The sequence below is a fragment of the Paraburkholderia domus genome, assembly GCF_905220705.1.
Taxonomy (GTDB): domain Bacteria; phylum Pseudomonadota; class Gammaproteobacteria; order Burkholderiales; family Burkholderiaceae; genus Paraburkholderia; species Paraburkholderia domus.
The window spans coordinates 1-26,063 of the sequence record NZ_CAJNAT010000054.1; the positions used below are offsets into that span (position 1 = coordinate 1).

A 26,063-nucleotide genomic window follows, 5' to 3' on the forward strand; every position below is an offset into this window, starting at 1 on the left:
ATGACCGTTGAAACGGTTGACGGTGTGCTGCATATGAAGTCGTCAAGGGAGATCGCGCTGAGTGTCGGCGGCACGTATATGCGCATGACGCCTGAGGGGATCGAATATGGCCACCCGGGGTGGCGCCGTGTTCAGGACAAGTGGCTTGAAGAAGGTGGGTCCTGCGCAGATGGACCTGGGTGGCGCGGCATTCGCACCGGTCTTCGTGCCGTTCACGACCGGGTGTGAGGTGTGGCGGTCGAATCCGGATTTCGTTTCGCCGCCAGCACCTGCGCCAGCACCAGACGCGTCGCAGTGGGAGTCGTTGGGGAATGCGGGAGCAATTCCGCCTGCGCCTGATGCGGGTGCGATAGCGCCGTCTCCGCCTGGCGACTTTTTCTCACGTCAATCCAGCGGTGGCGTGCCAGCGGGTGCGTCTGCCTCTTCACCGTTTGACGGAAAGCCGTCAAATGTGGATTCAGGGGTGCCTAAAGCCAAGGTCATACTGGACAGTCCCGACGACCAGCAGCAAACCGATGTTGCGCCTGATCCCATCAAGCTCGCAAATGCGGTTCCCTGCGACTGGAAGATCACGGACGTGAAGGCTGATGTCAGTGAGCATATCGAAGCCACGTCGTATTGGGGCATGTTGAACAACCGGACGCCGTGGAAGGATGGCAGCGGAAACCAGATCAGAGGTGGTGGTTCAAGGGATTCGAACTTCGAATTTGCATATAGCGAGCAGGACAAGGCGATCACCTGCACGGTTCGGGTGATGTTGATTCCGATGGATCTGTTTCCTGTCGATGCACAGGGAAATCGCGATTCTGAAGCCATATCGCTGACGATTCCATATTCCTATAGCGATCATTGGCGAATGACGCCTGGCTCCACGGTCAACGGGGTGAAGATGGACTATCGCGATGCGGTGGGAGGTGACTATGATGTCAGCGCACTGAGAAGCCGTATTGAGGCCGTTTTGAACCAGGGAAGCTACAAGCTTATCCTCGATGGTTGCTCTAAGGGAGCGGCATGTGGATGCCGAGTGAAGGTTAATTTCAGGGTTGATCTCCGCATATCGGTCAAGGGCGCGTCCATTGCTGGATTTAATCCCCATGTTTCGAATCATCTATTTCCGACCGTCCTTAGGGCCGACACTTCGTCCTGGGGCGAGCGGCATAAATGGCGGGACGAGCAGAAGGTGATCCACGACTATCCGATGGCGAATGTTGAGGCACATGAATGCGGACATTATTTCAATTTCCCTGATGAATACTACGACCAGGGCGGCTGGTTGCACGAGTCGTATATCAAGAACGAGCAGATCGATTTTTCGCTGGTTGATGCGAAAGCCGGAAGTCTGGTGTGGCAAGGACATTCACCAACTAATCTGATGGGTGATGGTGCCAATGCACCACTGAAATCCGGGAGTGTGACGGCGGCCATCAAGCCATATTACCTGGAATATGTGCGGCGTCAGTTTTCGCTTTCAACGAATAAGTTGTGGAGGGTTGGCTATGATGCGTAATTTTTGGCATATCGTATTGGGCGTGCTGACGATTGTCCCGGTTGTTCTGGCGGGATGTGTGAATGCAGGGACCGCTAACAGGGAGAATCAGGCGATGCAATTCAGCTATACGACAAATGGCGCTGCGGATGGCAGCATCAATACCTATGGAAACAATGCAATATCGGTTTCTGGAGATGTGCTGACGGTCGAAATTGGTGATTCTGACGGTAACCGGAATGTCAGCGGGGTGGGAATATATGAGTCGAGGCTAAAGGGCGAAAACCTTGTGTCTGCCAGAAAACTCGGCGAATTACTGTGCTCACCCAAAGACCCGGCAAGCGACGTGCCGATCCCCGATCTTTACGTCGCAAAATGTGGTGGAGAGATCAAGAGCAGTTACGTGAGAGATTTTAGTCGTCCTGTCGCAATCAAGATCGCTGATCTGGTGGACTCGTTAAGGAACGCAGGAGTTCAGGATGGCCGAAAAATTGTGAAGCTTGATGTTTCGCTCATTTCAATTGACCGTTCGAAGGATGGATTTCTGGTGTCCGTCAGGTTCGACAACAGCGGTGACTATCCGATCAATTTTAGGACGCCTGATAAGTGGAATCCCGTAATTGGCAGGAATATGGATATTTTGGGCGTAAACGGCAGACGTATCGGGTCGAAGAGTCCAGATTCTGAAATCGGGTTTGGGTTGGCGGGTAAGCTGCTCGAAAATCCGGGCGGGTTTCCTGATGGAAAGGTCACTCTTGCGCCGCGTAGTTCGGTGACTTTTAAGATGAAGACAACGTCTGTCAGTAAATTTGCTGCTGGCACCTATGAGCTAAATGCTGGCGCGTTTATGAACATTGAGGTCACTGGAATCCAGTCCAGTCTGGTGCGTGTCGATTTCCATTCTGACTACAAGAACCCGACCCGCGTAACCTTCGACCGTGACTACCCCTCGACTCCGCAGGAGCGCGAGCAGTGGGAAGCGTACCAGCGGACTCGCTTGTCGTATTTCCCGGTCAATCCTGGCGAGAAGTTTGCCGAGGACGGTCTGTATCGCGCGGTGCGCACGACAGGCAGCGGTGCCTATCGCAGCCTGCAGCTCGTGCCATTCAAGGCCGGTGACGTTGCTACGAGGGACAACGTAAAAATGCTGATGGCGTCCGCCAGCGGCACTGAACTCAACGGGCCGGTGCAATGGGTATGGGAGGGCAGCGCGCCAACGCCCGTCAAGCAGTGGTCGTTCGACATCACTGAAGGCACCGAACACGTCTGCAAAGCAGGGACCGTTTGCCCACGTAGTGGCCGCTGGCTTGCACGTGTCCACTCGGGCAGTTTCTTCACCGCCGGGTCGTATCGCTACGACCTCGCGGGCATCGTCACCCTGCGTCACGGACAGAGCATGCCCGTCAGAAACGACGGAGCCGATTGGGAATGGCTGGGGATATGACATGAGCGACCGCGCCTGCATTCTCCGGCTCGACCGGACCACAGCAAACGGCATCGTGCTCGACAGCATCGAGAACGTTGGCCCGAACGAACGCGGCATGAGTTACATCGGGGCACGCGTGCAGTGTCCCGCCTGTGGCTCCATCGGTCACGTTGTCCCAAATGGCCCACGCGCCGAGGACGACGGCCTGGACGGCAAGCTGCCTGCGCTGGAGGGCGACTTCTGCCGCTGTGGCTGCATCCCGCCGCCGACGCTGATTGCCTCCCAGCGCGACTGGACGTACGGAAGCTGACACGGAGGAAGGATGAGTTTTCGCTGGGATCAGGCGATACCAGATGAACGGGAGGCGGGTGAGCCTCCGCCCGTCTGGATTTATCTCGTGCTGTTCATCATCGTGGAGTGCGTTGCGCTGGCGCTTACCGTAGCTACGTGGCCGAAGGGAAAATCGGTCAACTCAATGGAATTTTTCCGGGGAGTCCTGCTGATCGGGCCGGTTTTCTGGGGGGCGATATGCGCATTCGTTTATCACAGTGCCCACGGACTCTACGCCTTCGAGACAGCCGTTGTGAATCAGGAACGCTGGCGACAGCGAAGGTCATGGCAGCAGCAAGGCCGCTCCGGCGTCGCCGTGCTGGACAGCGTGGTGCTCACGCCGGAACCGGAGCTGGCCGAGCGCATGCTGGGCCTGGACGGTACGCCGCCGCAGAATCCCGGCAAGGTCATGGCGCTCGACATGGATGAGACGGGGGCTGAATCCCGGCTGCATGCCGTGCTGGAAAAACTGCTTGTGCCGCTTGTGCCGAAGCTGGCTGGGGCCATGCGCAGCGATTCGTTCCTGCTCATGATGCAGGGCGACCGGGATGAATCGTCCGACATCGTTCACGCAGTTTGGAAGAATCTGGAATTGCCCGGAGCGCCGCGCATTGTCCGTATGCAGGCCACAACGGAGCCGAAGTTTGCGGAAAAATGGTTCCCGGCTGACAGCGATCCGTATTACCGCCTTGTACTAGCGTGGCATCTGAACGATGGCGGGCCGGATGCGCCGAAGGACTGCTCGGAGTTTGCCGTAGCGCTGCTGTTGGGCTCGCATCAGCTCATGTACAACCAGCGGGGCAAGCTCAAGGCACAGGCGTGGCTGCTGCGCGGGATTGCGACCGAAGCCGATCAGGCCGAGGATGCGCTGACGCTGCTGCTCAGGGCGGAGCAGGTCGAGACGAAACGCATCCGTAATTTCTGGCATAGCCGCCTGAAGGGCCTCGCGCGGCACGCAACCCTGGGCGCTGTTAGAGAAAGCTGTCTGGAGGTTTCCACGCATGCGCTCGACACGGCAATCGGCCCGCAGGCCCCGGCGTCGCGGTGGCTGCTGTATGCGCTTGCGGCCAGGATGGCGCACTTCGGACAGGGCACGCAGCTCGTGGCGTTACCAGGTGAAAAGGGTGTGGCGTTCAGTCTCGTCGCCCGGGAAGCGCAGCGGGTGAATCTGCCATGGAAGGACAGTTATGAGTATTCCATCATTCCATGTGCCGAGATTGTTCTGGTGTGCATGAGCGTGCTTGGCGTGCTGCTACTCGATGACAGCGTGGCCTGGAACGGACTGAAGACCGCGGGCGTTGTCATCGTGGTGGTCGGTATTGCGGGATTTTTCGCGGAGAGGTACTTCCGGTCAAGGATGCTTGCCGAAGAAGTCTGGCGCGTGTGCCACGAAGGTTCATGATGCCTACACGAGGTCTGCGACGGATGCGCATTCTGCTGGTTCCGCCTTTCATCAGGTTCACCTGGGCCGGTATGTTCATAACGGCCATCTACACGAACGTGGTGGGATGGTTTGCCGCAAAGGACCTGGGTGATCCGGCATGGATACAGTACCCGCTGATCCTGCTGGGGTTCACGGTGGGATTCATTGCGGATGACCTGTGGCGTCACTGGCAGGACGGTGTTGCCCATGCGCTGCACTTCGAGGATGTGATTGACGGCGTATGTCCCGATGGCGAACACGAAATCTGCGAAGCCGCGGTGTGGCGCTGGTACGTGAAGCAGGGCAGGCCGTGGTGGATCAGCCGGAACCGTGACCGCCCGCAGGTGCGCTTTGTCGATACGTGGCAGCGCATGGAAGCATATCAGCGGGCGATGAAGGCCGAAGAATTGCGGCTCAGGAAGAATCATAGGGTGTGATGTTCACGTCGCCCTATCATCGCGTCCCATGGGGAACACGCGCACCGTTCCCCACACCGTGTACACCGCGGTGCCAACAACTCAGATATCCGAACTTTAAACAAATCACCTGTCTTGCAAGTCCGCGAGACCGGTGCGCGCCGCATTGAACTCAATCAACTGGCATCATGAAAAATCACCCCGAGCGTATGCCGGCGGCCCGATCGCAGGCGGCTCACTCCGTGCCGCAGATTCACCCGATACACGCCGCGCGTGCCCTGTACCGGCCGGTGATGAACCGCAAATACCACCGCGTCGCCCTTGCAGAGCGGCACGACTTCCGTGCGCGACTGCATCCGCGGACGCTGCTCCGTCATCACGAACTCCCCACCTGTGAAATCTTCGCCCGGCTCGGACAGCAAAATCGCGATCTGAAGTGGGAAGACATGCTCGCCGTATAGATCCTGATGCAGGCAGTTGTAGTCGTCGGTGGCGTATTGAAGCATCAGGGGCGTCGGGCGCGTCTGCCCGGCGGCGTGGCAGCGCTCGATGAATTCGTCGTGCGCGGCTGGATAGCGGACATCGATATTCATCGCTTCATTCCAGCGATTCGCGACCGGCGCAAGGCGCGGATAAAGCGCGGCACGCAACGCCGCCACCGGACGCGGCAGCGGATACGCGAAGTACTTGTATTCACCACGACCGAAACCATGCCGCACCATTACGACGCGACTGCGATACAGGTCGTCGCGCGGATAGAGCGCGGTCAGCGCGTCGCATTCCTGCACACTGAGCAGATTGCGCAGCATCGCACAGCCATATCCGTTCAGATCCTCTTCGACATCGAACCAGTCGATCGCGTCGACACGCCGTGTAAGCGAGCCGGTGACGGTGCTTGGCTCCAGTGCTTCCACGTGTTTCAGTTTGGGCTCGAACTCCAGCTCCAACTCCGGCGACTGCGAGTGCAGATCCTTTGCGACCGTATTCATGAGCATTCCCCGTAAGGCGATTCATCGAACGATGACTGAGTGTAAGGACGCGCCAAAGGGCATGCACTCCGACTCTTGCTGTCTAATTCCCGTATCGTTATGGCTTGGCCACTCGAACCCGCTATGCAGGCGTCAGGGTGCGTTTTGAGCAAAAACAAAGGCCTGATTCGAAAATGCAAACTTCGCGAAACGTGCTGCAAGATTCATAGTTAGACCCTATTTAGCCTCATAAGCGCACTCGGAGACTTTGATCATGTCTGCCTGCCCTGAGAAACTCGACGACTGGCTCGACAAAGAGGCGGTGATAGAAGACGACATCACAGCTTTTCCGCTGGCGGCAATGGCCGCCACCCTGGACCGGGAAGAAAGTGGCGATACGGTGCCGCCGCTCTGGCACTGGCTGTACTTTCTGCCGATCGCGCCGTTGTCCGATGTCGGTCCGGACGGTCATCCGAAGCGCGGCGGCTTTCTGCCGCCGGTGCCGCTACCGCGCCGTATGTGGGCTGGCGGGCGCCTGACGTTCCACGTGCCGCTCAAAGTCGGCGAGCATGCGAAACGGACGTCGACCATCGCCAATATCGAAGACAAAACCGGCCGCTCGGGTCGTCTCGTGTTCGTGACGGTGCAGCACACGATTGAAGCGGGTGGTGAACTGAAGCTCGAAGAAGAGCACGACATCGTCTATCGCGACGCGCCGCAAGAGGGTGCTCGCCCGCCGCAAGCGGCGCCCGCGCCGGAGGGCGAAACGTGGCGCCGCACCGTCGATGCCGACGCCGTGATGTTGTTCCGCTATTCCGCGCTGACCTTCAACGGCCATCGCATCCATTACGATTACCCGTACGTGACCGAGGTCGAGGGCTATCCGGGCCTGATCGTGCACGGTCCGCTGATCGCGACGCTGCTGGTCGATCTGGTGCGTCGCGAACAGCCAGACGCGACGCTGCAAAGCTTCGCGTTCAAAGCGCTGCGGCCCACCTTCGCGGGCCAGCCGTTCACGGTATGCGGCAAACCTTCCGCCGACGGCAAGACCATCGACCTGTGGGCCAAAGACTACGAAGGCTATCTGACCATGCGGGCTACGGCAGCGCTCTTCGATTAGCGGCCCATGGGTGAGGGCGGCCCAGACATAACCAGGTCGGCGAGGTATTTCCAATAAGAAACGAGGGGGCGGGCGGCGATGCGCTACCGACCGACCGGAAACCATGTGTGCGTCAGCCATCAATGCAGGGCATCTTGCCCGCGCCAGTCAGGCACAGCAGGCTTGCTAAGGTGCTCAGGCAAGCCGCTCCGGGCAAATCCCCTTGCCGCCATAAAGTCCCGCGTGTATAGTTTCCTAACTTACTCTTGTTTCGCATCGGAAATTAAAGGGATTCTCATGGACGCTTCCACCATCCTCGCCGACCTCGGCATCGCCCACGCGGCGCAAGCCGGCGACATCGCGGTTCATTCGCCGATCACCGGCGAACTCATCGGCCGTGTGGCCAGCAATACGGTAGCGGAAGTCGACGTGGCCCTCGCCAACGCGAAAGAGGCGTACACGGCCTGGCGCAACGTCCCCGCGCCGCGCCGCGGTGAACTGGTACGCCTGCTCGGCAATCGGCTGCGTGAAAAGAAGCAGGCGCTGGGCAGCATCATCACGCTCGAAACCGGCAAGATCCTGCAGGAAGGCATGGGCGAAGTGCAGGAAATGATCGACATCTGCGACTTCGCGGTCGGTCTATCGCGCCAGTTGTACGGTCTGACGATCGCCTCGGAGCGCCCGGGCCATCGCATGGCCGAAACATGGCACCCGATGGGGACGTGCGTCGTGATCTCGGCGTTCAACTTCCCGGCAGCGGTGTGGGCGTGGAATGCGGCGCTGGCGCTGGTGTGCGGCAATGCGGTGATCTGGAAGCCGTCGGAAAAGACGCCGCTGACCGCGCTCGCCGTCAATCAGATTCTCAGCGAGGCACTGAAAGAATTCGGCGACGCCCCGGCCGGCCTGACTGCATTGATCAACGGTGGCCGCGACGTCGGCGCGAAGCTGGTGGCCGACCCGCGTGCATCGATCGTCAGCGCGACGGGCAGCACGGAAATGGGCCGCACGGTCGGCGTCGAGGTGGCGAAGCGCTTTGGCCGCTCGCTGCTCGAACTCGGCGGCAACAACGCGGGTATCGTCGCGCAAACCGCGGATCATGAGCTCGCGATGCGCGGCATCCTGTTCTCTGCTGTGGGCACGGCGGGGCAGCGTTGCACGTCACTGCGGCGTCTGTTCGTGCACGAGAGCGTGTACGACAAGACCATCGAACGTCTGAAGCAGTTGTACAGCAAGGTGCCGATCGGCAATCCGCTCGAAAAGGGCACGCTGATGGGCCCGCTGATCGACAAGCAATCGTATGCTCGCATGCAGGAAGCGCTACAGCAGGCCACGGCCGAAGGCGGCAAGGTGTTCGGCGGCGAGCGCGTCGAGGTAAAGGGCTATGAAGGCGGTTACTACGTGCGTCCCGCCATCGTCGAAATGCCGTCGCAAACGGCAGTGGTGCTGAAGGAAACCTTCGCCCCGATCCTTTATGTGTTGCGCTATTCGGATTTCGCTAACGCGGTCGAGGCGAACAATGCGGCGGTGCACGGTTTGTCGTCGTGCGTGTTCACAACCGATCTGCGCGAAGCTGAACGCTTCCTGTCCGACTCGGGTAGCGACTGCGGTATCGCAAACGTGAACATCGGACCGAGCGGTGCGGAAATCGGCGGCGCGTTCGGTGGCGAGAAGGAGACCGGCGGCGGTCGTGAGTCAGGTTCGGATGCGTGGAAGGCCTACATGCGCCGCGCGACCAACACGGTCAACTATTCGTCGGCATTGCCGCTCGCGCAGGGCATCGACTTCAATATCGGCTGATCCGGTAAGTACCGATACCGCCAAAAAAACAATCAGGCGGTAGAGCACTCAGCAGAAAGCAGCGGCGCATTCACGCGCCGCTGTTCACAACTTCTTTTAGCAATCCGTTTGCGCCGCCCGCCGTTTTTGAGCGGCCACGCTACTCGTGGAGTAAGACGTGAGTTCCAAAGTCGTGATCATCGGCGGTGGGGTGATCGGCAGCTCGATTGCGTATTTCTTGCGGCTGTCCGATCCGACGGTCAGCGTCACGGTGATCGAACGCGATCCGACCTATGCGCGTTCGTCGTCGGCATTGTCGGCGGCCTCCATTCGCCAGCAATTCTCTACCCCGCTTTCCATTCAGATGTCGCTATTCGGCATCGAGTTTCTGCGCTCGATCGGCGAGCGGCTCGAGATCGACGGCGTGAAACCGTCGATCGATCTGCACGAAGGCGGCTATCTGTTTCTCGCCACGCCCGCTGGTGAGACGACGCTGCGTGAAAATCACGCGCTTCAAACGAGTCTGGGCGCCGATATCAGCTTGCTTGACAAAGGCGCGTTGCAAGCACGCTTTCCCTGGCTCAATACGGAAGATCTCATTGCTGGCGCTTTTGGCGAAAGCGGTGAGGGCTGGTTCGACGGCTATGGTCTCGTGCAGGCGTTGCGCAAGAAAGCGCAGGCGCTCGGCGCGCGCTACGTTGCCGCTGACGTCACCGCGCTGCAACGCGACGGCAAACACATAACGCAAGTGCAGACCGCGAATGGCGAGGTCTACGCCTGCGATGTCGTAGTGAACGCTGCGGGCGCCTGGTCGCGCAAAGTCGCGCAGATGGCCGGCATCGACCTCCCGGTATTTGCACGACGCCGAAGTATCTTCAACGTCACGTCGCCCGCACGGCTCGAACATTGCCCGTTGCTGATCGATCCGAGCGGTGTGTATTTCCGGCCTGAGGGCAATTCGTTCATCTGCGGTACGTCACCGTCAGCGGATAACGATCCCGACGATTTGCCGCTCGACGAAGTCGATCACGCACTATTCGACGACGTGATCTGGCCGACGCTCGCACATCGCATACCGCAATTCGAAGCGCTGCGCGTGCAGAACTGCTGGTCCGGTTACTACGAATACAACGTGCTCGATCAGAACGCGATCATCGGGCATCACCCGGACGTCGATAACTGCATTTTCGCCAATGGCTTTAGTGGGCATGGTTTGCAACAGGGTCCGGCAACCGGCCGCGGCATCAGCGAGTTGATTCTGCATGGACGTTACACGACCCTCGATCTGGATTCGCTGAGCTTCACTCGCGTGCTCGAAAACCGGCCGATCGTGGAGAAGAACGTGGTTTAGCCGGTGCGTTCGAGGTGATGCGGAAAACGCAATACGTAGTGCGTAGATATCGTTTGCCGCTCACCCTGACGATGGCCACAATCGATGCCGATCTTCCATCGACAAGATAAACGGCCCGTCACCATGTTCACGTTCAACCCCGCATTCGAAGCACCGACCGGTTCGCCGATCCGCGAGCTGTTCAAGTATCTGGCGCAGCCCGGCATGATTTCGTTTGCCGGCGGCTATCCGGCCAGCGATCTGTTCGATCGCGAGGGCCTGGATGTGGCCGCGGCGCGTGCGTCGCAGCAGCCCACGCTCTGTTTGCAATATGGCCCGACTGATGGCCTTGCCGTCCTCAAGGACCAACTCGCTCATTTGATGACGCGGCGTGGTACGCCTTGCACGCCGCAGGAATTGCTCGTCACGACCGGTTCACAGCAAGGCTTCGATCTGCTGTTGCGCGTGATGGTCGCGCCGGGCGATGTGGTGCTGGTCGAACAGCCCGCCTATCCAGCGACTTTGCAGGCGCTGAAGCTGCAGGCGGCCGACGTGGTGACCGTGCCGGTCGATCAGGACGGGCTCGATGTCGCCGCGCTCGCCGCGTTGCTCGATGCGGGCACATTCGCGCGGCCGCCGAAGCTGCTCTACACCGTGCCGACCTTTGCCAATCCGACTGGCGCGACTTTGTCGCTCGAACGCCGCACGGCGTTGTTGAAACTGGCGGCGCGGCACCAATTTCTGATTGTCGAAGACGATCCTTATGGCGATTTGCGTTTCAACGGCGCGGCGCTGCCGTCGCTGCTTGCATTGAGCAATCAGGTGCCCGGTTCGCGCGACTGGGTCGTGCATTTTTCGAGTCTGTCGAAGATCGTCGCGCCGGGTTTGCGGGTCGGCTGGATGGTCGCGCATGCGGAAATCTTGCGCCGTTGTTTGGTCGCCAAGCAAACGGTCGACCTGTGCAGTTCGCCGTGGACCCAGGCGATCGCCGCTGAATACCTTGCGAGCGGCGCGCTGGAGCGGCATCTGCCGCGGATCGTCGGAGCCTACGCCGTGAAGTGCCGCACGCTATGCGATGCGCTCGATGAGCATTTGGGTGACGCTATCGCGTTTCATCGCCCAGCCGGCGGCATGTTCGTGTGGGCGCAATTGACGGGTGGGCAGAATGCGTCCGACATGCTGCGTGCCTGTATCGAGCGCAACGTCATGTTCGTGCCGGGCGTCGCGTTCTATAAAGACAATGTCGATCTGGCGGCACTGCGTTTGTCATTTGCTGCGCCCGGTGTAGCCGAAATCGAAACCGGCGTGCAGAGAATGAAGCAGGCGCTCTCACTCTTTTGATCACGGCTAATGCAGCTTACGCGGTATTCGAGGCAAAGCAGTAAGGGCAATACTTGAAATAACCCGGTGAGCGCGCGGCGCGCAGCCGGGTTTTTTTATGCAAGTACTAAATCGCGGATATTTAGCATAAACATCCCGATCGAGTAAAGCAGCGTAAGGTCACATGCGGTGCGCGTATGTTCGCCGGCACTTCCCTGGTTTCTGCTTTGCCGAGGCCGCTAACAGGCGCGCCCGCCGCATTCTTGCGTGCTATTGCCTCCTTCGCGTGTCGTTTTCACTCAAGCCGCTGCTCCAAATGGACGCGCGTTCTAATGATTTAATCTCGCCCGTTCAATATTTCCGTCAAATTCCTGAAATATGGCAGATTGTTAAATGGAAAGTACCACTGGTTTTCGGCTAAAAATATCGGTTATCATCGCTGCCATTCGGCGAATGATTTCGATGAGTTAATTCATCGGCCATCCACGTTAATACCGTCGCATCGAACCAGAAAAAATCAGATGAAGATGTCGCGTAAAAAGATAGCAATCCTGGTGGTCGGTCTTCTGGTCGTGGCCGGCGTGGTCATTCAGGCGGTGTGGCGTCCATTTGCGCATCGCAAAGCCGCCGGGACCAGCGAAATCGTGCTCGATATTCATCACCCGGACGCGGTGATCGACAGCGAAGCGCTTTCGCATTTGCCGCGCGACATCCTGCGCGTGCCGCTGTTGCACGACGTGCTGACTCAGGACTTCGTCGACTATTACGAATCGAACGATACGCGGCTGTCCGCCGAGGGCGCGTTGCGGCGTCTCGCATTCGAACATCAGTTCGACTGGCGCGACGAACTGATCCGGCGCGTATTCGACGAACCCGCGCATGTGTTGCTGTGGCGCTCGCCGGACGGCCGCCTCGGGTACTGGGTGATGTCGATGCGCCGTAACGGTCTGGCGAAGCTGCTGCAAGGCTTCGGCAACGTCGCCGCGAGCGACTCGCAGTTGAGCCAGGTCGCCAGGCTCTCCGGCGACGTACCCGTTTACGCGTTGAAGCTGGCGGTTGGCCGCACGATTCTGTTCGCGGCGAAAGACGACCGCCTTGTCGTGTTGTCCGCACCCGGCGTGCTGCTCGACGCGAAAGGCAGCTTGCTGGGCGAGCGGGCCGACGCCGTGTCCGAAATGCTTTCGTCTGGCCGCGACGATGCGGCGCGCGCCTATCGACTGGACGCGCCGGGCGATGCGCCGAAGGGACACCGGCTGGTAGTGTCGGCCAATTATTTGTCGTTTGGCTATCAGGCGTTTTTCTCGGGCATCGACGCACTGCGATTCGATTTTTCGCCGAACGGTAACTCTGCGGCGAAGTGGCAGACCTCCGCTCTGATCGAGCCGGGGAAGTTGCCTCAAGAGTGGAAGAGCGCCGACTTGTGGCGCGCGTTGCCGGCCAATCCGGCGGCGTGCACAAGTTTGCCTGCTGACTGGAAAGAAGTGTCGGGCTTGTTGGGCAAGGTTGCCAGTGTGGGCGCCGATGGCGCCGCTGAGATCGGCGATCAGCTTGCCGGCCCCGCAGCCGTCTGCTGGTATGCGAAGTCCACGCTGATCGCGCCGGTATTCGTCGCTCGCGTGAAGACGCAGGACGCGGCGAGCATCGCTGCGCTGAAGACCTCGCTCAGCAAGACCTTTGGCGACGTGGTCGGCGCATACGAGGCGAAGGCTGCTAAATCCAGCGACGCTGATCCCGGTTATCGCCGCTTGCCGGTCACGCAACACGACCAGGGCGCAGGCGTCACGGTGTGGCAACGGCCGGTCAGTGCACGCTCTGGTACCGCTTTGTCCAGCAAGGCGTCGTTCGCATCGCAACTGTCGGCGGAGCGCTATTTCCCGGTGACGCTCGCACTGGCGCACGGCTATCTGATTTTTTCTCCTGATTCGAGTCTCGTCGACGATACGCTCGCCGTGCTCGACAAGCGCTATCCGGCGCTCGCCGATACGCTCGCGCCGCAGCGTCTGCCGCGCACGATTCTCACGCTGACGCCTTCGTCCGCGGCTGCGTTGATCGAACGCGAAGCAGGCGCGGCGTTGCCGGCAGATCAGGAAGCGGTGTTCCGCAATGCGTCGCGTACGCATCTTGTGCCAAAGCTGCATGCGCTCGCACACTACCCACCGGTTTCGTTGACGGTCCCGCAGAACTTGCCGGGTTCGACGGCTTGGGTGCCGGTGGAGTGGTGGTTCGACCGCGCAGCAGCGGATACAGGCGGAGGTGCGGACGGCGGCGTGGCTGACGCGCCTGCGGACCAGCCCGGCACCGAGGGCGATTGAATGCGCCGCCTTCACGTCTTTGACGTGGCGCCGGTGATCACGCGTCGCGTCTGGCTCACTCGCGCGGCTTTCGCGTGTGTGATGGCCGGCCTTGCGCCCTATGCGAACGCGCTCAGCAGCACCACCGCATCGCCCGACCCCGACGCGCTGTCACCGCAGCAATCCGCTGCGTTTCGCGCCTGGTTCGTGCGTATCGTCGACCAGCAAATGCGCCGCGGTCCGACGCCGCGCTGGACCCAACGCGATTGCGCGGGACTCGTGCGCTTTGCCGTCGGCGAAACGCTTAAGCCGCACGACACCAAATGGTTGCGCGCCAACGGCATGACCAGTCTCGCGGACACCAGCAGCCTGCCGCCTGAACTGCAGTTGTCCGCAGCGCAACGCGGAATCGCGAACCGCTGGACCCAGCTCGACGGTTCCACTGGCGCGTACGCGTCGGCGATCGCACTGATTCAACGCAATAGCCGTTTTGTTTCGAAGGACGTGAACCAGGCGCTGCCCGGCGACCTGCTGTTCTTCGACCAGGGCGACGACCAGCATCTGATGATCTGGCTGGATCGCTACATCGCTTATCACACAGGCACTGTTACGCCGACCGATACCGGTCTGCGCGCCGTGGCCGTCTCCGACCTGATGCAATGGAAAGATTCCCGCTGGCAGCCGCTCGACGGCAATCCGAATTTCGTTGGCGTGTTTCGTTTGGACTTTCTGACACCATGACCCGAATGAATTCCGTCACCGCGTCGCGCGCCTGGCTCGGCAACTTACATCATCGCGCGGGCCTTATCGTGGTCGCGCTCTTCGCGGCCATGACGCTTGCCATAGCGCCAACGGCCTACGCCGACGACAGCGCATCGAGCACCGCCGCCGATGCCAATATCGCCGCGAACCCGACGCTTCAAACAGCGCCATCGAGCAACTTCGCGTCGCAGAAGGTCGACGGTCAGCCGTTCTTCCTGCTTTCGGATGCGAGCTTCGGCAGCGATCAGTTGGCGCAGGTGCGGCTGGAAGCGCCCGGCCGCGAATTCAAGGACGCGCTGCAAGCGTATGGCGGCGCGGACATCGTCGTGTATCGCGTGCCGAAGCCGTTGGACTTTTTGAAGGCGCAGAAGAATCTGCATCGCCTGAATGTCGCGCCGAATTACCAGGGCGAAGGACTGGCGAATACGCTGGCCTATCTGTGGGACCGCTGGTTCACTGAAGCACGCCGCGCGTGGCAGCGCGTGTTGTCGTTCGCAACGCGCAGCAAGACGACCGTAGCGGAGCCGCAATTCAAGCTCGGCGAGCAGACCGGCAAGCAGACACAATTCCAGCAGAACTCGCAGTTCGCGCCGCTGAAGGGCTATGACATGGTCGCGCGCTTTCGCTATCCGATCTGGGACGCGAAGGTGATCGAGCCGCCGAAGGGTGTGAATCTCGAGGGCAGCAGCAGTAACTTCATCGAAGCGAGTTCGGGCAACGTGATGATTCCGGTCGGCAAGCTGCCACCGGGGCTGTATATCGTCGAGGCAGTGATCGGCAACTATCGTGCGCATACCTTGCTGTTTGTGTCGGACACGGTCGCGGTCGTGAAAGCGGCGTCGAGCGGCATGCTGGTGTGGACTACGCGGCGCGATAACGGCAAACCGGTGGCGAATACCGACGTGAGCTGGACCGATGGCGTGGGTGTGCTGCAAAGCGGTACGACCGGCAACGACGGTGCGCTGGTGCTGCAACACGTGAGCCCCGAGCGCAGCTACGTGCTTGGCACCGATCCGCAAGGGGGCGTGTTCGTCTCGGAGAATTTCTATTACGACAGCGAGATCTACAACACCAAGATCTATGCGGTGACCGACCGTCCGATGTACCGGCCGGGCGATGCGGTGCATGTGAAATTCATCGGCCGCACGTTCCAGAACGCGACGCAATCGACCGCGCCTGCCGATGCCGATATCAAGCTCGACGTGCTCGATCCGAACGGCTCGCCGGTGGCGACGAGCAAGGTGCATTTTGCTTCCGACACGGGCGCGGATGCGTCCTTCACGCTTCCCGCCGATGCCACCGCCGGCGGCTATACGCTGCGTTTCGATTACAACGGCGATGTATACGGCAGCGCATTTCGCGTCGCCGAATATGTGAAGCCGCATTTCGACGTCAACCTGTCGATGGATAAAGCCGACTATGCGACGGGCGAGCAACTGAAGGGAAAGATCCAGTTGCGCTACCCGGACGGCAAGCCGGTGCGCGACAGCAAGGTTTCGGTCACGCTGCGTGCGCAGAAAGTGACGATCGTCGACGGTGAATTGCGTTATGCAGGGTTGTTTCCGGTCAAGCTGGAGCAGCAGGAACTCAAGACCGATAGCGACGGCAACGCGAGCCTCACGCTGCCCGCTGCGAAAGAGCCGAGCCGTTATGCGTTGACGCTGTTCGCGCAGGACGGCGCGGCCTACAAGGTGCGTGTAACGCGTGAAGTGCTGATCGCGCGCGGCGCGACACCTTATCGCTTGTCGGCCGCCAAGTCATTCTCGCAGCCGAAGGAAGCGGTCAATTTCGATCTCCAAGCGCTCGGTACGATCGACCCGTCTGCGCATGCGCCGGCCAAGTGGGAATGGACTCGCCTTGAATCGCAAACTCATAGCGAAGGCGCGCTCAAAGGCGCGACGGCAGGCGGCAAATTGTCCTTTCCGGTGCAATTCGACGAACCGGGGTCGTACATGCTGTCGGTCAAGGACGACACGGGCAATCTGATTGCCGCCGCGAGCCATTGGGTTGCGGGTGACGGTCTGAAGGCGATTCCAGGCAGCGTCGAGATCGTGTTCGATCGCGACCGGTACAAGATCGGCGACACCGCCGAAGCGCTGATTACCTTCCCGATGCCGGTCGACGATGCACTCCTGACGCTGGAACGCGACAACGTCGAACACCGCGCTTTGTTGACAGCCGGCGGCGACTGGCTGCAACTGCAGCGCGTCGCCCCCGCGCAATGGAAGGCGCGCATCAAGGTGGGTGAAGAATTCGCGCCGAATATGACGTTCTCGGTGCTGTACGTGCATGCCGGCGAATACGTTTTCCAGAACGCCGGCATCGTGGTCGCGCAACCGCAGATCGAACTGAACGTGAAGAGCGACAAGCCGGTGTACGGCCCGGGCGATACGGTCACGCTGAACTTCGACAGCACGCTGAACGGCAAGCCGGAAGCGGCGAATCTGACGGTGAGCGTGGTCGACGAAATGGTCTACGTGTTGCAGCCGGAAATCGCGCCGAATATCGTCGACTTTTTCTATCACCCGCGCCGCAACAATGTGCGGACGTCGTCGAGTCTGTCATTCATTACGTACGATCTTGCGCGCTCGCCGTTGAAAGGCGCGCCGGGCGGTCCACAACGCGCCAACTACAACGAGCGCGGCGTAAAAGTGCTCGAACGGCCGCGTCGTGACGATCAGGACACGGCCGCGTGGGAAGGCACGCTGAAGACCGACGCGAACGGTCATGCCACCATGACCTTCAAGATGCCGGACTCGCTGGCGCGCTGGCGCATCACCGTGCGCGCGGCGGCGCCGGACGGCATGGTCGGTCAACGTACCGCGTACGTGCGTTCGGACAAGGCGCTGTATCTCAAGTGGAGCGGGCCTTCGCATTTCCGCGTCAACGATCAGCCGGCCATCGACATGATTGCCTTCAATCAGACCGACGCGGATATGGACGCCGAGTGGCTGGTCGACGGCGGCGGTCTCTCGTTGAACCAGAAGGTCACGCTCAAGCGCGGCGCGAACTACCTGCGCCTGCCGACCGGCGCGTTGAAGGCGGGGGTGATCAACGCGACCTTGCGCCGTGCGGGGAAGGATGTGGATCGTTTGCAGACCACCATCCATCTCGATGCGAGCGGTTGGCTCGATCTGCATCAGAACACCGTGGTGCTCGACGGTTCGAACAAGCCGCTCAATCTGCCGCAAGATGCGCAGGACGTCAGTGTGCGTTTCATCGGCAGTGTCGCGAGCCAATTCGCGCGCGTCGCCGACGATCTGATTAATTATCCGTACGGCTGCGCCGAGCAGACGTCGAGCCGTCTGATTCCATTGGCGCTCGCCCACGATGCCATCGGCCGCGGCCTCGGTGCTGACGGCGGCGCGAGTCCGACGCAGGGGCTCGAAGCGCTGTTACGCAATCAGCGGCAACGTCTGGCAATGCTGGCGGGCGTCGGCGGTACGTTCGGCTGGTGGGGCGACACGACCGGCGGCAGTTCGCTGATTACCGCCTACGCGTATTACGCCGACTGGCTCGCGAGCCGCAGCCTCGGCATTACGTTGCCCGCCGACAACTGGCAGCATGCGATGGACGTCTATCGCGATGCCGGAGCGAAAGAGCCGCTGTTGCATCGCGCGCTGGCGCTGTGGTTCATGCAGCAGATGGGCCTGCCGGTTGCGACGCCGGTTTCGGGTGTCGCGGCGGACTTGCAGAACGATGCCGCGGCCACGGGCAATGCTTCGACCGCTGCGCAAAACACCAGGTACGGCGCGTCGGACAGTATCGTGTTCGCGCAGGCCGATTCGCCGCGCGGCAAGCAGATGGCGATGCTGTTGATCGGCAACATGGCGCGCAGCACGAGCGCTCAACTGCCGGATGGCTTCGACGCAACGGCGAGCGCTGCACGCACGGCACTGGCCAACGATTCCGCACCACTCGTGCAAAGCCTGCTGTACATGACGGGTGGCGACGGCGGCGCGGCGTTCGATGCATCGGCCTTGCTTGCGAAAAGCAGCGCCGACTACCCGACGCTCGATCGCGCATTGACGTTGCTGTGGGTGCGTAAAGCGCTCGGCGGTGACACAGCGCCGGCTTCGCTACCGTCGCTGCAAGGCACGGGCTGGACGCGTGCTGCTACGCAGACTGGCACGCCGCTGTGGAAGTGGACCGGCGCGGCCTTGCCGGGCACGCTCGACTCAGGCGCCGCGCGCACCGACGTCAACGCGCTGGTCTCGTTCCGCAGCCATACGAGCGAGGACAGTCGCCTGAACATCGCCGTCGAACGCCGTTTCTACAAATTGGAGCCTTTGGAAGTCACGGTCGATCCCAAGAAAGCGAGCGCCGAGAGCCAACTGGGTCGCTCGGCATTTACCGCGCGTCTCGTAAAGCCAGGCGATGCGATCGACAGCAATGCGCTGTACGTCGACGAGGTCTCGCTTACGCCGCGCTCCGGCAATGCATACCACTACGGTCTGCTCGACGTGCCGCTGCCGCCGGGCGGCGATGTCGAGGCGACCAGCTGGGGCGTGTCGATCGACGGTTTGCCCGGCGAGAAGGAAGGGGTTAGCGGTCCGCAGCCGTTCGCGCGTGCCGCATCGTATGAGATGGGTGAGTTGGCTTATCACCAGCCGGTGCCCTTGCTCGATCGTCCGGTGACGCTGCGGCAACTGGTGCGCTTTGCGTTGCCAGGCACGTTCGCGTTGCCGCCCGCTCGCTACTTCCGCATGTATCAGCCGGACGCCAAGGCGTTCGAAGGCGGTAAGAGCGATCGCGTGACGACCCTGCGCATTCAGTAAGCGAGACCCTTATGTTCCCCGCTTTCTCCGCTCTTCGGCACTCGCGCGATCGTCGGGCAACTGCATTGCGGGTCGCGCTCGCCGTGGGAGCGGGGTGTGTTTTTAGCGGTGCGGGAGCGACCGCGGCTACTGCATCGCCGACCGCGTCGCTAGCGGCTACGCCAAGCTCGTCGCCGATGGCGTCGTCAAAGTCGGCGCCAAACGCATTGCCAAGGTCGACGTCAACTACATCGCCAACTACGCCGTCAGCCGCATCCTCGGCACAAACGCTGCACTTCGCCTGGTTGCGCGACGGCCAATCGCAGCTGTGGCAGTTCAACGCCGCCGGCGGCGCCACGGACGGCCTCGCGCCACAATCCGCACGTCCCTTACCGGCGACGCTGGAGACACCGCTTGGCAGCGTGTGGAAGCTATTCGTCTATGGTTACCTGGTCGATCGCAATATCGCCACGCCGGATTACACCTGCAGCGGTGGCGATCCTGAAGAAGTGTATTGCTGCATGGCGGGCGGTCACATCGACCGCGAACATGCGCTGGTGCAATCGTGCGGTCGCTTTTTCGAGCCAGCACGTCTGCAAGTCGATCCCGCCGATTGGCGCAAGTATTGGACGGCCGCGCATGCGCCCGCGTGGCTGCGTGACCTCCACGCGATGACGCCGACGCGCCGTGTGCCGGTGACCGACCTGCTCGCCGCATTGCAGGCGATGCCGGCACGGCCGCGCGAGGCGGCGGCGAGCACGCTGGTGTCGGTGCTGACGAGCGGGCGCGGCGAGGGCACCGTGTCGCTCTATGGCAGCGTGCTGCGCGCCAAGACATGGACGATGCCGGATCCGGCGCGGCCCGGCGCCTCGATTGGCGGCGCGGCAGGCTGGCTTGTCGACGGCACGCCGGTGTGGCTGGGCGGCCCCGGCGGCAGCGCGCGCGTGCTGGCCGCCGCCGCGCCGCGCATCGCGCCGTTGCTCACGCAAGTCACCGTACCGGACGACAACGCGTGCGTGCTGGTCGACTTCTTCAGCCGCTATCCGATTCGGCAGGTGCTTGGCGACAAAGGGCCGGCAGCGGTGCCGGATGGTCCGCTGCGTGGTGAATTCCGGATCGGTTTCGTCAATGGCAACTGGGCGCGTGTGGAAAGCCGCGGCGAGTTGCGGCTGGATCGCGACGCCGCAGGTGCGCCGCAAGTGGTCGGCCGCTTCGGCATGAATGACTACGTCGCACGGGTGGTCGAGCGGGAAGGCGACACGAGCCAGCCGGAGGCGGCGAAAGCGTTGGCGGTGGCGGCGCGGTCCTACGTCGTGCAGCACGGCAATCACGATCACGGCTGCTTCCGTATCGACGACAGCAGCAGCACACAGCGCGTCCTGCCGCGCGTGCCGACCGCGGCCGCACGCCGTGCGGCCGATCTGACCGACGCACTGGTGCTCACCGGCGTGCCGGTTCAATATCACCACGACAGGGCCGCGCCCGGTCAGATGAGCTGGCTTGCCGCGAAGGTGTCCGCGCAAACCGGCCTCACGTTCGACGCCATTCTCTCGCGCACCTGGCCGCAAGCGACCTTGACGTCGTTTGAGAGTCCGTTGTCCGGCGATTGCATCCAGGTGGCCGGCGCCCAGCAATGGCTGCAGCGCAACGCGCCGCTGTGGGCGCGGCGCATGGACGGCGCGGCCGGCTACGAAACGCCCGATCTGCCGGCCGTGTGCGCGGTGCGCGAAGGGCGGCCCTATGCGGACGCGCAGCGCAATCGCGTGTACGTTTATCGCTTGCAGACCGAAGAGGACCGTATCGCGTTGACGCATGAATACATTCACCTCGCGTTCCAGCATCATCCGCGTGGCCTCGACGAAGAGTTTGTCGAACGTACCGCGCGCACGTTGATACGCACCGACAATCCGATCCAATGAACACTGTCTTGCGCTCGCTTTCCGCCGTGTTCCGCGCGCTCCCTGTGATGCGCCGAGTTCGAATTCCTGCCGCGGTTGCCTTGGCGCCTCTTAGGAAGGGCGTTCGAGTTCGCGTTCGCGGGGCCGTTACCTTGGCACCTCTTGCGTGCGGTGTTCGAGTTCACATGGCAATCGCCATGGCCTCGGTTGCGCTGGCGGCGAGTATGGCGACGAACGTGCAAGCCGCTGGTGCGGATGGCAATGGCGGGGCGCTCGCTGATCTGACCGGCGCGTTCGGCGGCTGGCGCCACAGCGGGCTGACGAACGAAGGCGAGCACTTCGTCGCGGCGTATCCCCGGCCGCCGGTCGACCGTGGCGCGCAACGCTATCGCACGCTGATCGAAGGACGCCTGAAGCATATCGACAAACACGCACGCAAGCCGCCGACGCTGGTCGTCAACGGCAACCCGACGCCGCTCTATACCGACGACGAAGGCGCATTCGCGCGTCCGTGGGCGTTCGGCGCGGGCTCGAACAGCGTCGAGTTGATTTCCGCCGACGGCAGGCAGCATCAGCGCATGCAGTTCTACGAAGCTGACCGCAGCAAGCCGCAGGCGAAGCTCCGCGCGATCGTCACGTGGGATGATCCGAAGGCGCAGGTGGATCTGCACGTGATCACGCCGGACGGTCTGCACGCGTTCTTCGCCAACCCGACGCTCGAAGACGGCAGCGGCTTCGATGTCGATTCGGTGGATGGCGCAGGGCCGGGGATCTTTTCGTCGGCGGCGCCCGAGCACGGTACGTGGCTGTTCTTTCTGAACTACTGGGGCAACTTCGATTCGACCGGCTACAACTTCGACGCCGCCGCGCACGAGCGCGACGTGATTACCGCGACGTTGACGCTCGTGTTCAATGAAAACACGCCGAACGAACGGCGTGAAACGATGGTCGTGCCGCTGCGCAAGATCGGCGACCTGCTGCTCGTGAAAAGCGAGCAACTCTGACAGCGGGATGGGAGCAGTGACGATGAAGGTCAAGACGACGGGTTGGGCGAAGGCTGGCTGGACGGTGCTCGTTGTCGCCTGTTTGCAGGTTGCGACGGTGGCGCACGCGAGCGATATCGACTTCGGCGCGCCGTTGAACGGCTGGCGCAACACCAGCGGCGACAGCGAGCGCTATACGCAGGACGTGCACTACCCGGCGGTGTCGGTGTCGACGCCGGAAGGGCAGTCGAAGTTCGCGCTGATCGAAGGGCAGATACGCAACACGCCGAAGAAGAAGGGCACCACGGTGGGTACGCTGGTGGTCGACGGCACGCCGTTACCGCAGCGGTGGAGGAAGACGGCAAGTTCTCACGGCCTTATGCGTTTCCGGCTGGCAGCAACAGCGTCGAACTGCGGGCGCCAGATGGATCGCGCAAGCGCGTGCAGTTTTACGACGCCTACAGCGGCAAGACACAGCCGAAGTTGCGCGTGGTGCTTGCATGGGATACCGATGGCACCGATCTGGACTTGCACGTGGTGTCGCCGGACGGGGTGCATACCTGGTATGGGGACCGCGTTGCGCCGAGCGGTGGCTCGCTCGATGTGGATGTGACGACCGGCTATGGGCCGGAGATCTATTCGTCGGCTGCGCCGTTGAAGGGCACGTATCTGGTGTACGTGAATTACTACGGCAACGGAAACAGCGGCAGCGATATAACCGTCGCTCAGGTGACGATCATCACGAACGAGAACACACCGGACGAGAAGAGCGAAACGATTCGAGTGCCGATGCGCAAGCCGGGCGAGCTGACGCTCGTGAAGACGTTTGTGATGCCTTAAGACTAAGGCGAGGCTGCGTGTTTTTTCCTATCGGGCCCGCGCGCTTCGCAGCTTGCGACACGGTTGGGGCAGAGGGTGAAATCGCAACGCGCTCAACGACTTGTGTGAGTCTTGCGCAGGATATCCACAGGTTTGCGAACAATTTGTGTGGATAAATGCGGCGGTCGCCGATGGGTCGAACAGGGTGGCAGGGTGATGCACGGAATTGCCAATCGCCTGAGCGGCGTAAGTTGGACGCGCCTCGCTTTTTGCAAGCCTGGCGCAACCCAGCTGATCGAGACAGTTCGCGATTGAACCGCTCGTTGTACACAGAACTGCTTGTCGTGCATGGCGCACGACAAGCGCAATGACCGGCTTAGCGGTCGAGGAACGACTTCAGGCGATCTGCGCGGCTCGGATGCATCAGCTTGCGCATGGCCTTGCTCTCGATCTGACGAATCCGCTCGCGCGTGACGTCGAACTGCTTGCCGACTTCTTCGAGCGTGTGGTCAGACTTCGTGTTGATACCGTAGCGCATACGCAGCACCTTCGCTTCGCGCGGCGACAGCGAGTCGAGCGCGTCGTCGATGGCGGCGCGCAAGTCGGCCTGCATCGCTGCGTCGGCCGGCGAGGAAGCTGCCGAATCTTCGATCATGTCGCCGAGCGTGGCGTCGCCGTCGTCGCCAACCGGCGTTTCCATCGACACCGGCTGCTTGGCGATCTTCAGAATGCCGCGCACCTTCTCTTCCGACAGTTCCATGCGTTCTGCCAGCACCGACGGATGGGCTTCCTGACCGGTTTGCTGCAGGATCTCGCGCGAAATGCGGTTGAGTTTGTTGATCGTTTCGATCATGTGCACCGGGACGCGGATCGTGCGAGCCTGGTCGGCGAGCGAGCGCGTCACAGCCTGGCGAACCCACCACGTTGCATACGTCGAAAACTTCCAGCCGCGGCGGTATTCGAACTTGTCCACCGCCTTCATCAAACCGATATTGCCTTCCTGGATCAGGTCGAGGAACAGCATGCCGCGGTTCACGTACTTCTTCGCGATCGAGATCACGAGACGTAGATTCGCCTCGATCATCTCGCTCTTGGCCTTGCGCATCTTCGACTCGGCCGCGACCATCTGACGATTGATTTCTTTCAGATGCTTGAGCGGCAGCGAAACGGTCGCTTCGATGTCGATCAGCTTTTGCTGTTCCGATTGGATTGCCGGCAGATGACGCTCCAGCGCCGCGCCGAACGTCGACGTACCGCGCGCGGCACGTTCGGTCCAACCCAGGTCGGCTTCGTGACCCGAAAACGACTCGATGAACTGCTCGCGCGGCATGCCGCTCTTCGTCACGACGATCTGCAGAATGCGGCGCTCGATCGCGCGAACTTGCGCGACCTGATGCTGCACGTCGCCGCACAGACGGTCGATGGTGCGTGCCGTGAAGCGGATCTTGGCGAGGTGCTGCTGGATCTCTTCGCGGGCGCGCAGGTAAGCCTTCGAGCTGACGTCGCCGCGTGTGTGCGAGGCGTTCTGCTGGTCGGACAGGATGCCGACTTGCGCGAAGATTTCCAGGCAATCGCTGGTGAGTTGCTTCAGACGTGCTTCGTCCGCTGCCGAGGAATCGGCCGGACCGGCGTCGTCGTCTTCTTCGCTATCGCTGTCGTCATCGTCGGTCGCGTCGGCGTCAACGTCCGCTGCGGCGTCCGCGCTCGCGTCTTCCGCTGCAACTGTATCCTCATTCAGACCGTCGACCAGTTCGTCGATGCGCAGTTCGCCGTCCGCGACCTGCTGGGCGCTCGCCAGAATGGCGGAGATCGCGAGCGGGCAAGCGGCAATCGCCTGCACCATTTCGTGAAGACCGTCTTCAATGCGCTTCGCAATCGCGATTTCGCCTGCGCGGGTCAGCAGCTCGGTTGCACCCATTTCGCGCATGTACATGCGCACGGGGTCAGTCGTACGGCCGAACTCGGAATCGACGGTCGACAATGCGACTTCGGTTTCCTCGTCTGCCTGATCATCCGACACCACGGCGGGGGCGTTCGAGTTGAGCAGCAGGGTCTCCGCATCCGGAGCCTGCTCGTAGACCGCCACGCCCATGTCGTTGAAGGCGCTGACGATGCTGTCGATCGCCGCCGTCTGCGCGAAGTTGTCGGGCAGGTGGTCGTTGATCTGCGCGTGGGTCAGGTAGCCTTGCTCCTTACCCAGCTGGATCAGCGCGCGCATCTGGCGCTGACGCTCTTCGGCTTGTTGCGGCGGCAGTTCAGCCGCTACGGGGATCGCTTTGCCAGCGCCTTTGCCCTTGGCTGTACGGCCTGCGGGCGCTTTGGCGGTGTATCCGGCAGTTTCGTGTTGCGAATCTTCGCGATCAAAAGGGTTCACGTATTCTCCTCTAGAGGCTTCGCTATGAGACGCAAGACGCTACCGTCAGGCGTTTCGAGCATGGCTCAACATCACCTGAGTGACTCAACGCGGTTGTTTGGCTGTGCTCTTGGGGAGCAAAAAAGATGAGCCCGCGCGAAGCGGGCCGATAGAAATGTGCGAAATTCGCGCGTCTCGTAGTATATACGAGCTTGCGCCTTCGCGCTCATTGTGAGCACACTTTCGTCATGCGCTCTTGTCGCAGGCCCGTTCGCGCCCCGCTATACGCTATATATAGGGCGGATGCTCGTCACAGGTGGCGCGTCGACATCTCACCGCGCCTAACGACAAGCTTCCTACTATAGATGAACTCGCGTGCCCTGACACGGCGTGCTCGTAATCTGCCGTCTCGCTATATGTAGGGGCGGTATACGGAGACGCAAGTTCTGGCGTCGATTCGCACTTGCCCAAAAGAAAATTCGCAAAAGGGGGTTGACGACCTGCCGGTCGTTCTCCATAATCTCGTTTCTCTGCTGCTGATGCAGCGACGCAGAACGAAGCGGTGCCGGGTAGCTGGAAGTCTGGTGCGGTTTTGGTAGTGAATGCGTAATCGATCTTTAAAAATT

Annotated in this window: 17 protein-coding genes and 1 pseudogene; 16 read left to right on the top strand and 2 right to left on the bottom strand. The window is 61.4% G+C overall.

Features of this window, described 5'->3' with window-relative positions:
• The 6 genes from KHO31_RS39665 to KHO31_RS38005 form a co-directional block, all read left to right on the top strand.
• The coding region (locus KHO31_RS39665) for a DUF2345 domain-containing protein (RefSeq protein WP_236071706.1) at positions 1-228 on the top strand (228 nt) is incomplete at its 5' end.
• Positions 146-1,507: a hypothetical protein gene (locus tag KHO31_RS37985; protein WP_236071708.1), complete on the top strand. Its 1,362-nt coding sequence runs from the start codon at positions 146-148 to the stop codon at positions 1,505-1,507. The genes KHO31_RS39665 and KHO31_RS37985, both read left to right, overlap by 83 nt.
• Positions 1,497-2,930: a hypothetical protein gene (locus KHO31_RS37990; protein ID WP_236071710.1), complete on the top strand. Its 1,434-nt coding sequence runs from the start codon at positions 1,497-1,499 to the stop codon at positions 2,928-2,930. Before KHO31_RS37985 ends, KHO31_RS37990 begins: the two co-directional genes overlap by 11 nt.
• A 1-nt stretch (position 2,931) precedes the next feature.
• Entirely contained in the window at positions 2,932-3,222 is a 291-nt protein-coding gene (locus KHO31_RS37995; RefSeq protein WP_201087089.1) for a PAAR domain-containing protein, read from the top strand.
• Between the two features lie 12 nt (positions 3,223-3,234).
• Positions 3,235-4,644, top strand: a complete 1,410-nt coding sequence (locus tag KHO31_RS38000) for a hypothetical protein (RefSeq protein ID WP_201087090.1) — start codon at positions 3,235-3,237, stop codon at positions 4,642-4,644.
• A gap of 23 nt (positions 4,645-4,667) precedes the next feature.
• Positions 4,668-5,102, top strand: a complete 435-nt coding sequence (locus tag KHO31_RS38005; protein WP_201087091.1) for a hypothetical protein — start codon at positions 4,668-4,670, stop codon at positions 5,100-5,102.
• A gap of 155 nt (positions 5,103-5,257) precedes the next feature.
• Here KHO31_RS38005 and KHO31_RS38010 read toward each other — a convergent pair whose 3' ends face one another.
• A complete protein-coding gene (locus KHO31_RS38010) occupies positions 5,258-6,070 on the bottom strand; it encodes a 2OG-Fe(II) oxygenase (protein ID WP_201142262.1) in 813 nt (270 codons plus the stop codon).
• Positions 6,071-6,323: 253 nt separating this feature from the next.
• Here KHO31_RS38010 and KHO31_RS38015 point away from each other — a divergent pair, with 253 nt between their 5' ends.
• From KHO31_RS38015 to KHO31_RS38060, 10 genes and pseudogenes are all read left to right on the top strand, one after another.
• Positions 6,324-7,169 carry an FAS1-like dehydratase domain-containing protein gene (locus KHO31_RS38015; RefSeq protein ID WP_201142263.1) on the top strand — a complete coding sequence of 282 codons (846 nt, stop codon included), beginning with the start codon at positions 6,324-6,326 and terminating at the stop codon, positions 7,167-7,169.
• A gap of 276 nt (positions 7,170-7,445) precedes the next feature.
• On the top strand, positions 7,446-8,945 hold the full coding sequence (amaB, locus tag KHO31_RS38020; protein WP_201108888.1) for an L-piperidine-6-carboxylate dehydrogenase: 1,500 nt from the start codon (positions 7,446-7,448) through the stop codon (positions 8,943-8,945).
• A gap of 157 nt (positions 8,946-9,102) precedes the next feature.
• Positions 9,103-10,275, top strand: a complete 1,173-nt coding sequence (locus tag KHO31_RS38025) for an NAD(P)/FAD-dependent oxidoreductase (protein WP_201084310.1) — start codon at positions 9,103-9,105, stop codon at positions 10,273-10,275.
• A gap of 123 nt (positions 10,276-10,398) precedes the next feature.
• Positions 10,399-11,595, top strand: a complete 1,197-nt coding sequence (locus tag KHO31_RS38030) for an aminotransferase-like domain-containing protein (RefSeq protein ID WP_201142264.1) — start codon at positions 10,399-10,401, stop codon at positions 11,593-11,595.
• Positions 11,596-12,095: 500 nt separating this feature from the next.
• Positions 12,096-13,886 carry a DUF2138 domain-containing protein gene (locus KHO31_RS38035; RefSeq protein ID WP_211625947.1) on the top strand — a complete coding sequence of 597 codons (1,791 nt, stop codon included), beginning with the start codon at positions 12,096-12,098 and terminating at the stop codon, positions 13,884-13,886.
• The gene (locus KHO31_RS38040; RefSeq protein ID WP_201084307.1) at positions 13,887-14,606 is read left to right on the top strand and encodes a DUF1175 domain-containing protein; all 720 of its coding nucleotides are present in this window, start codon (positions 13,887-13,889) and stop codon (positions 14,604-14,606) included.
• The gene (locus tag KHO31_RS38045) at positions 14,603-19,405 is read left to right on the top strand and encodes an alpha-2-macroglobulin family protein (RefSeq protein WP_211625949.1); all 4,803 of its coding nucleotides are present in this window, start codon (positions 14,603-14,605) and stop codon (positions 19,403-19,405) included. The genes KHO31_RS38040 and KHO31_RS38045 overlap by 4 nt, the downstream gene beginning before the upstream one ends.
• 11 nt (positions 19,406-19,416) lie before the next feature.
• Positions 19,417-21,303 carry a DUF2300 domain-containing protein gene (locus tag KHO31_RS38050; protein ID WP_236061020.1) on the top strand — a complete coding sequence of 629 codons (1,887 nt, stop codon included), beginning with the start codon at positions 19,417-19,419 and terminating at the stop codon, positions 21,301-21,303.
• A 203-nt stretch (positions 21,304-21,506) separates the two neighbouring features.
• Positions 21,507-22,286: a YfaP family protein gene (locus KHO31_RS38055; RefSeq protein ID WP_201084320.1), complete on the top strand. Its 780-nt coding sequence runs from the start codon at positions 21,507-21,509 to the stop codon at positions 22,284-22,286.
• Between the two features lie 22 nt (positions 22,287-22,308).
• Positions 22,309-23,105, top strand: a pseudogene (locus KHO31_RS38060) (YfaP family protein).
• 355 nt (positions 23,106-23,460) lie between these two features.
• Here KHO31_RS38060 and rpoD read toward each other — a convergent pair.
• Positions 23,461-25,458 carry an RNA polymerase sigma factor RpoD gene (rpoD, locus tag KHO31_RS38065; protein WP_211625951.1) on the bottom strand — a complete coding sequence of 666 codons (1,998 nt, stop codon included), beginning with the start codon at positions 25,456-25,458 and terminating at the stop codon, positions 23,461-23,463.
• Between the last annotated feature and the right edge of the window lie 605 nt (positions 25,459-26,063).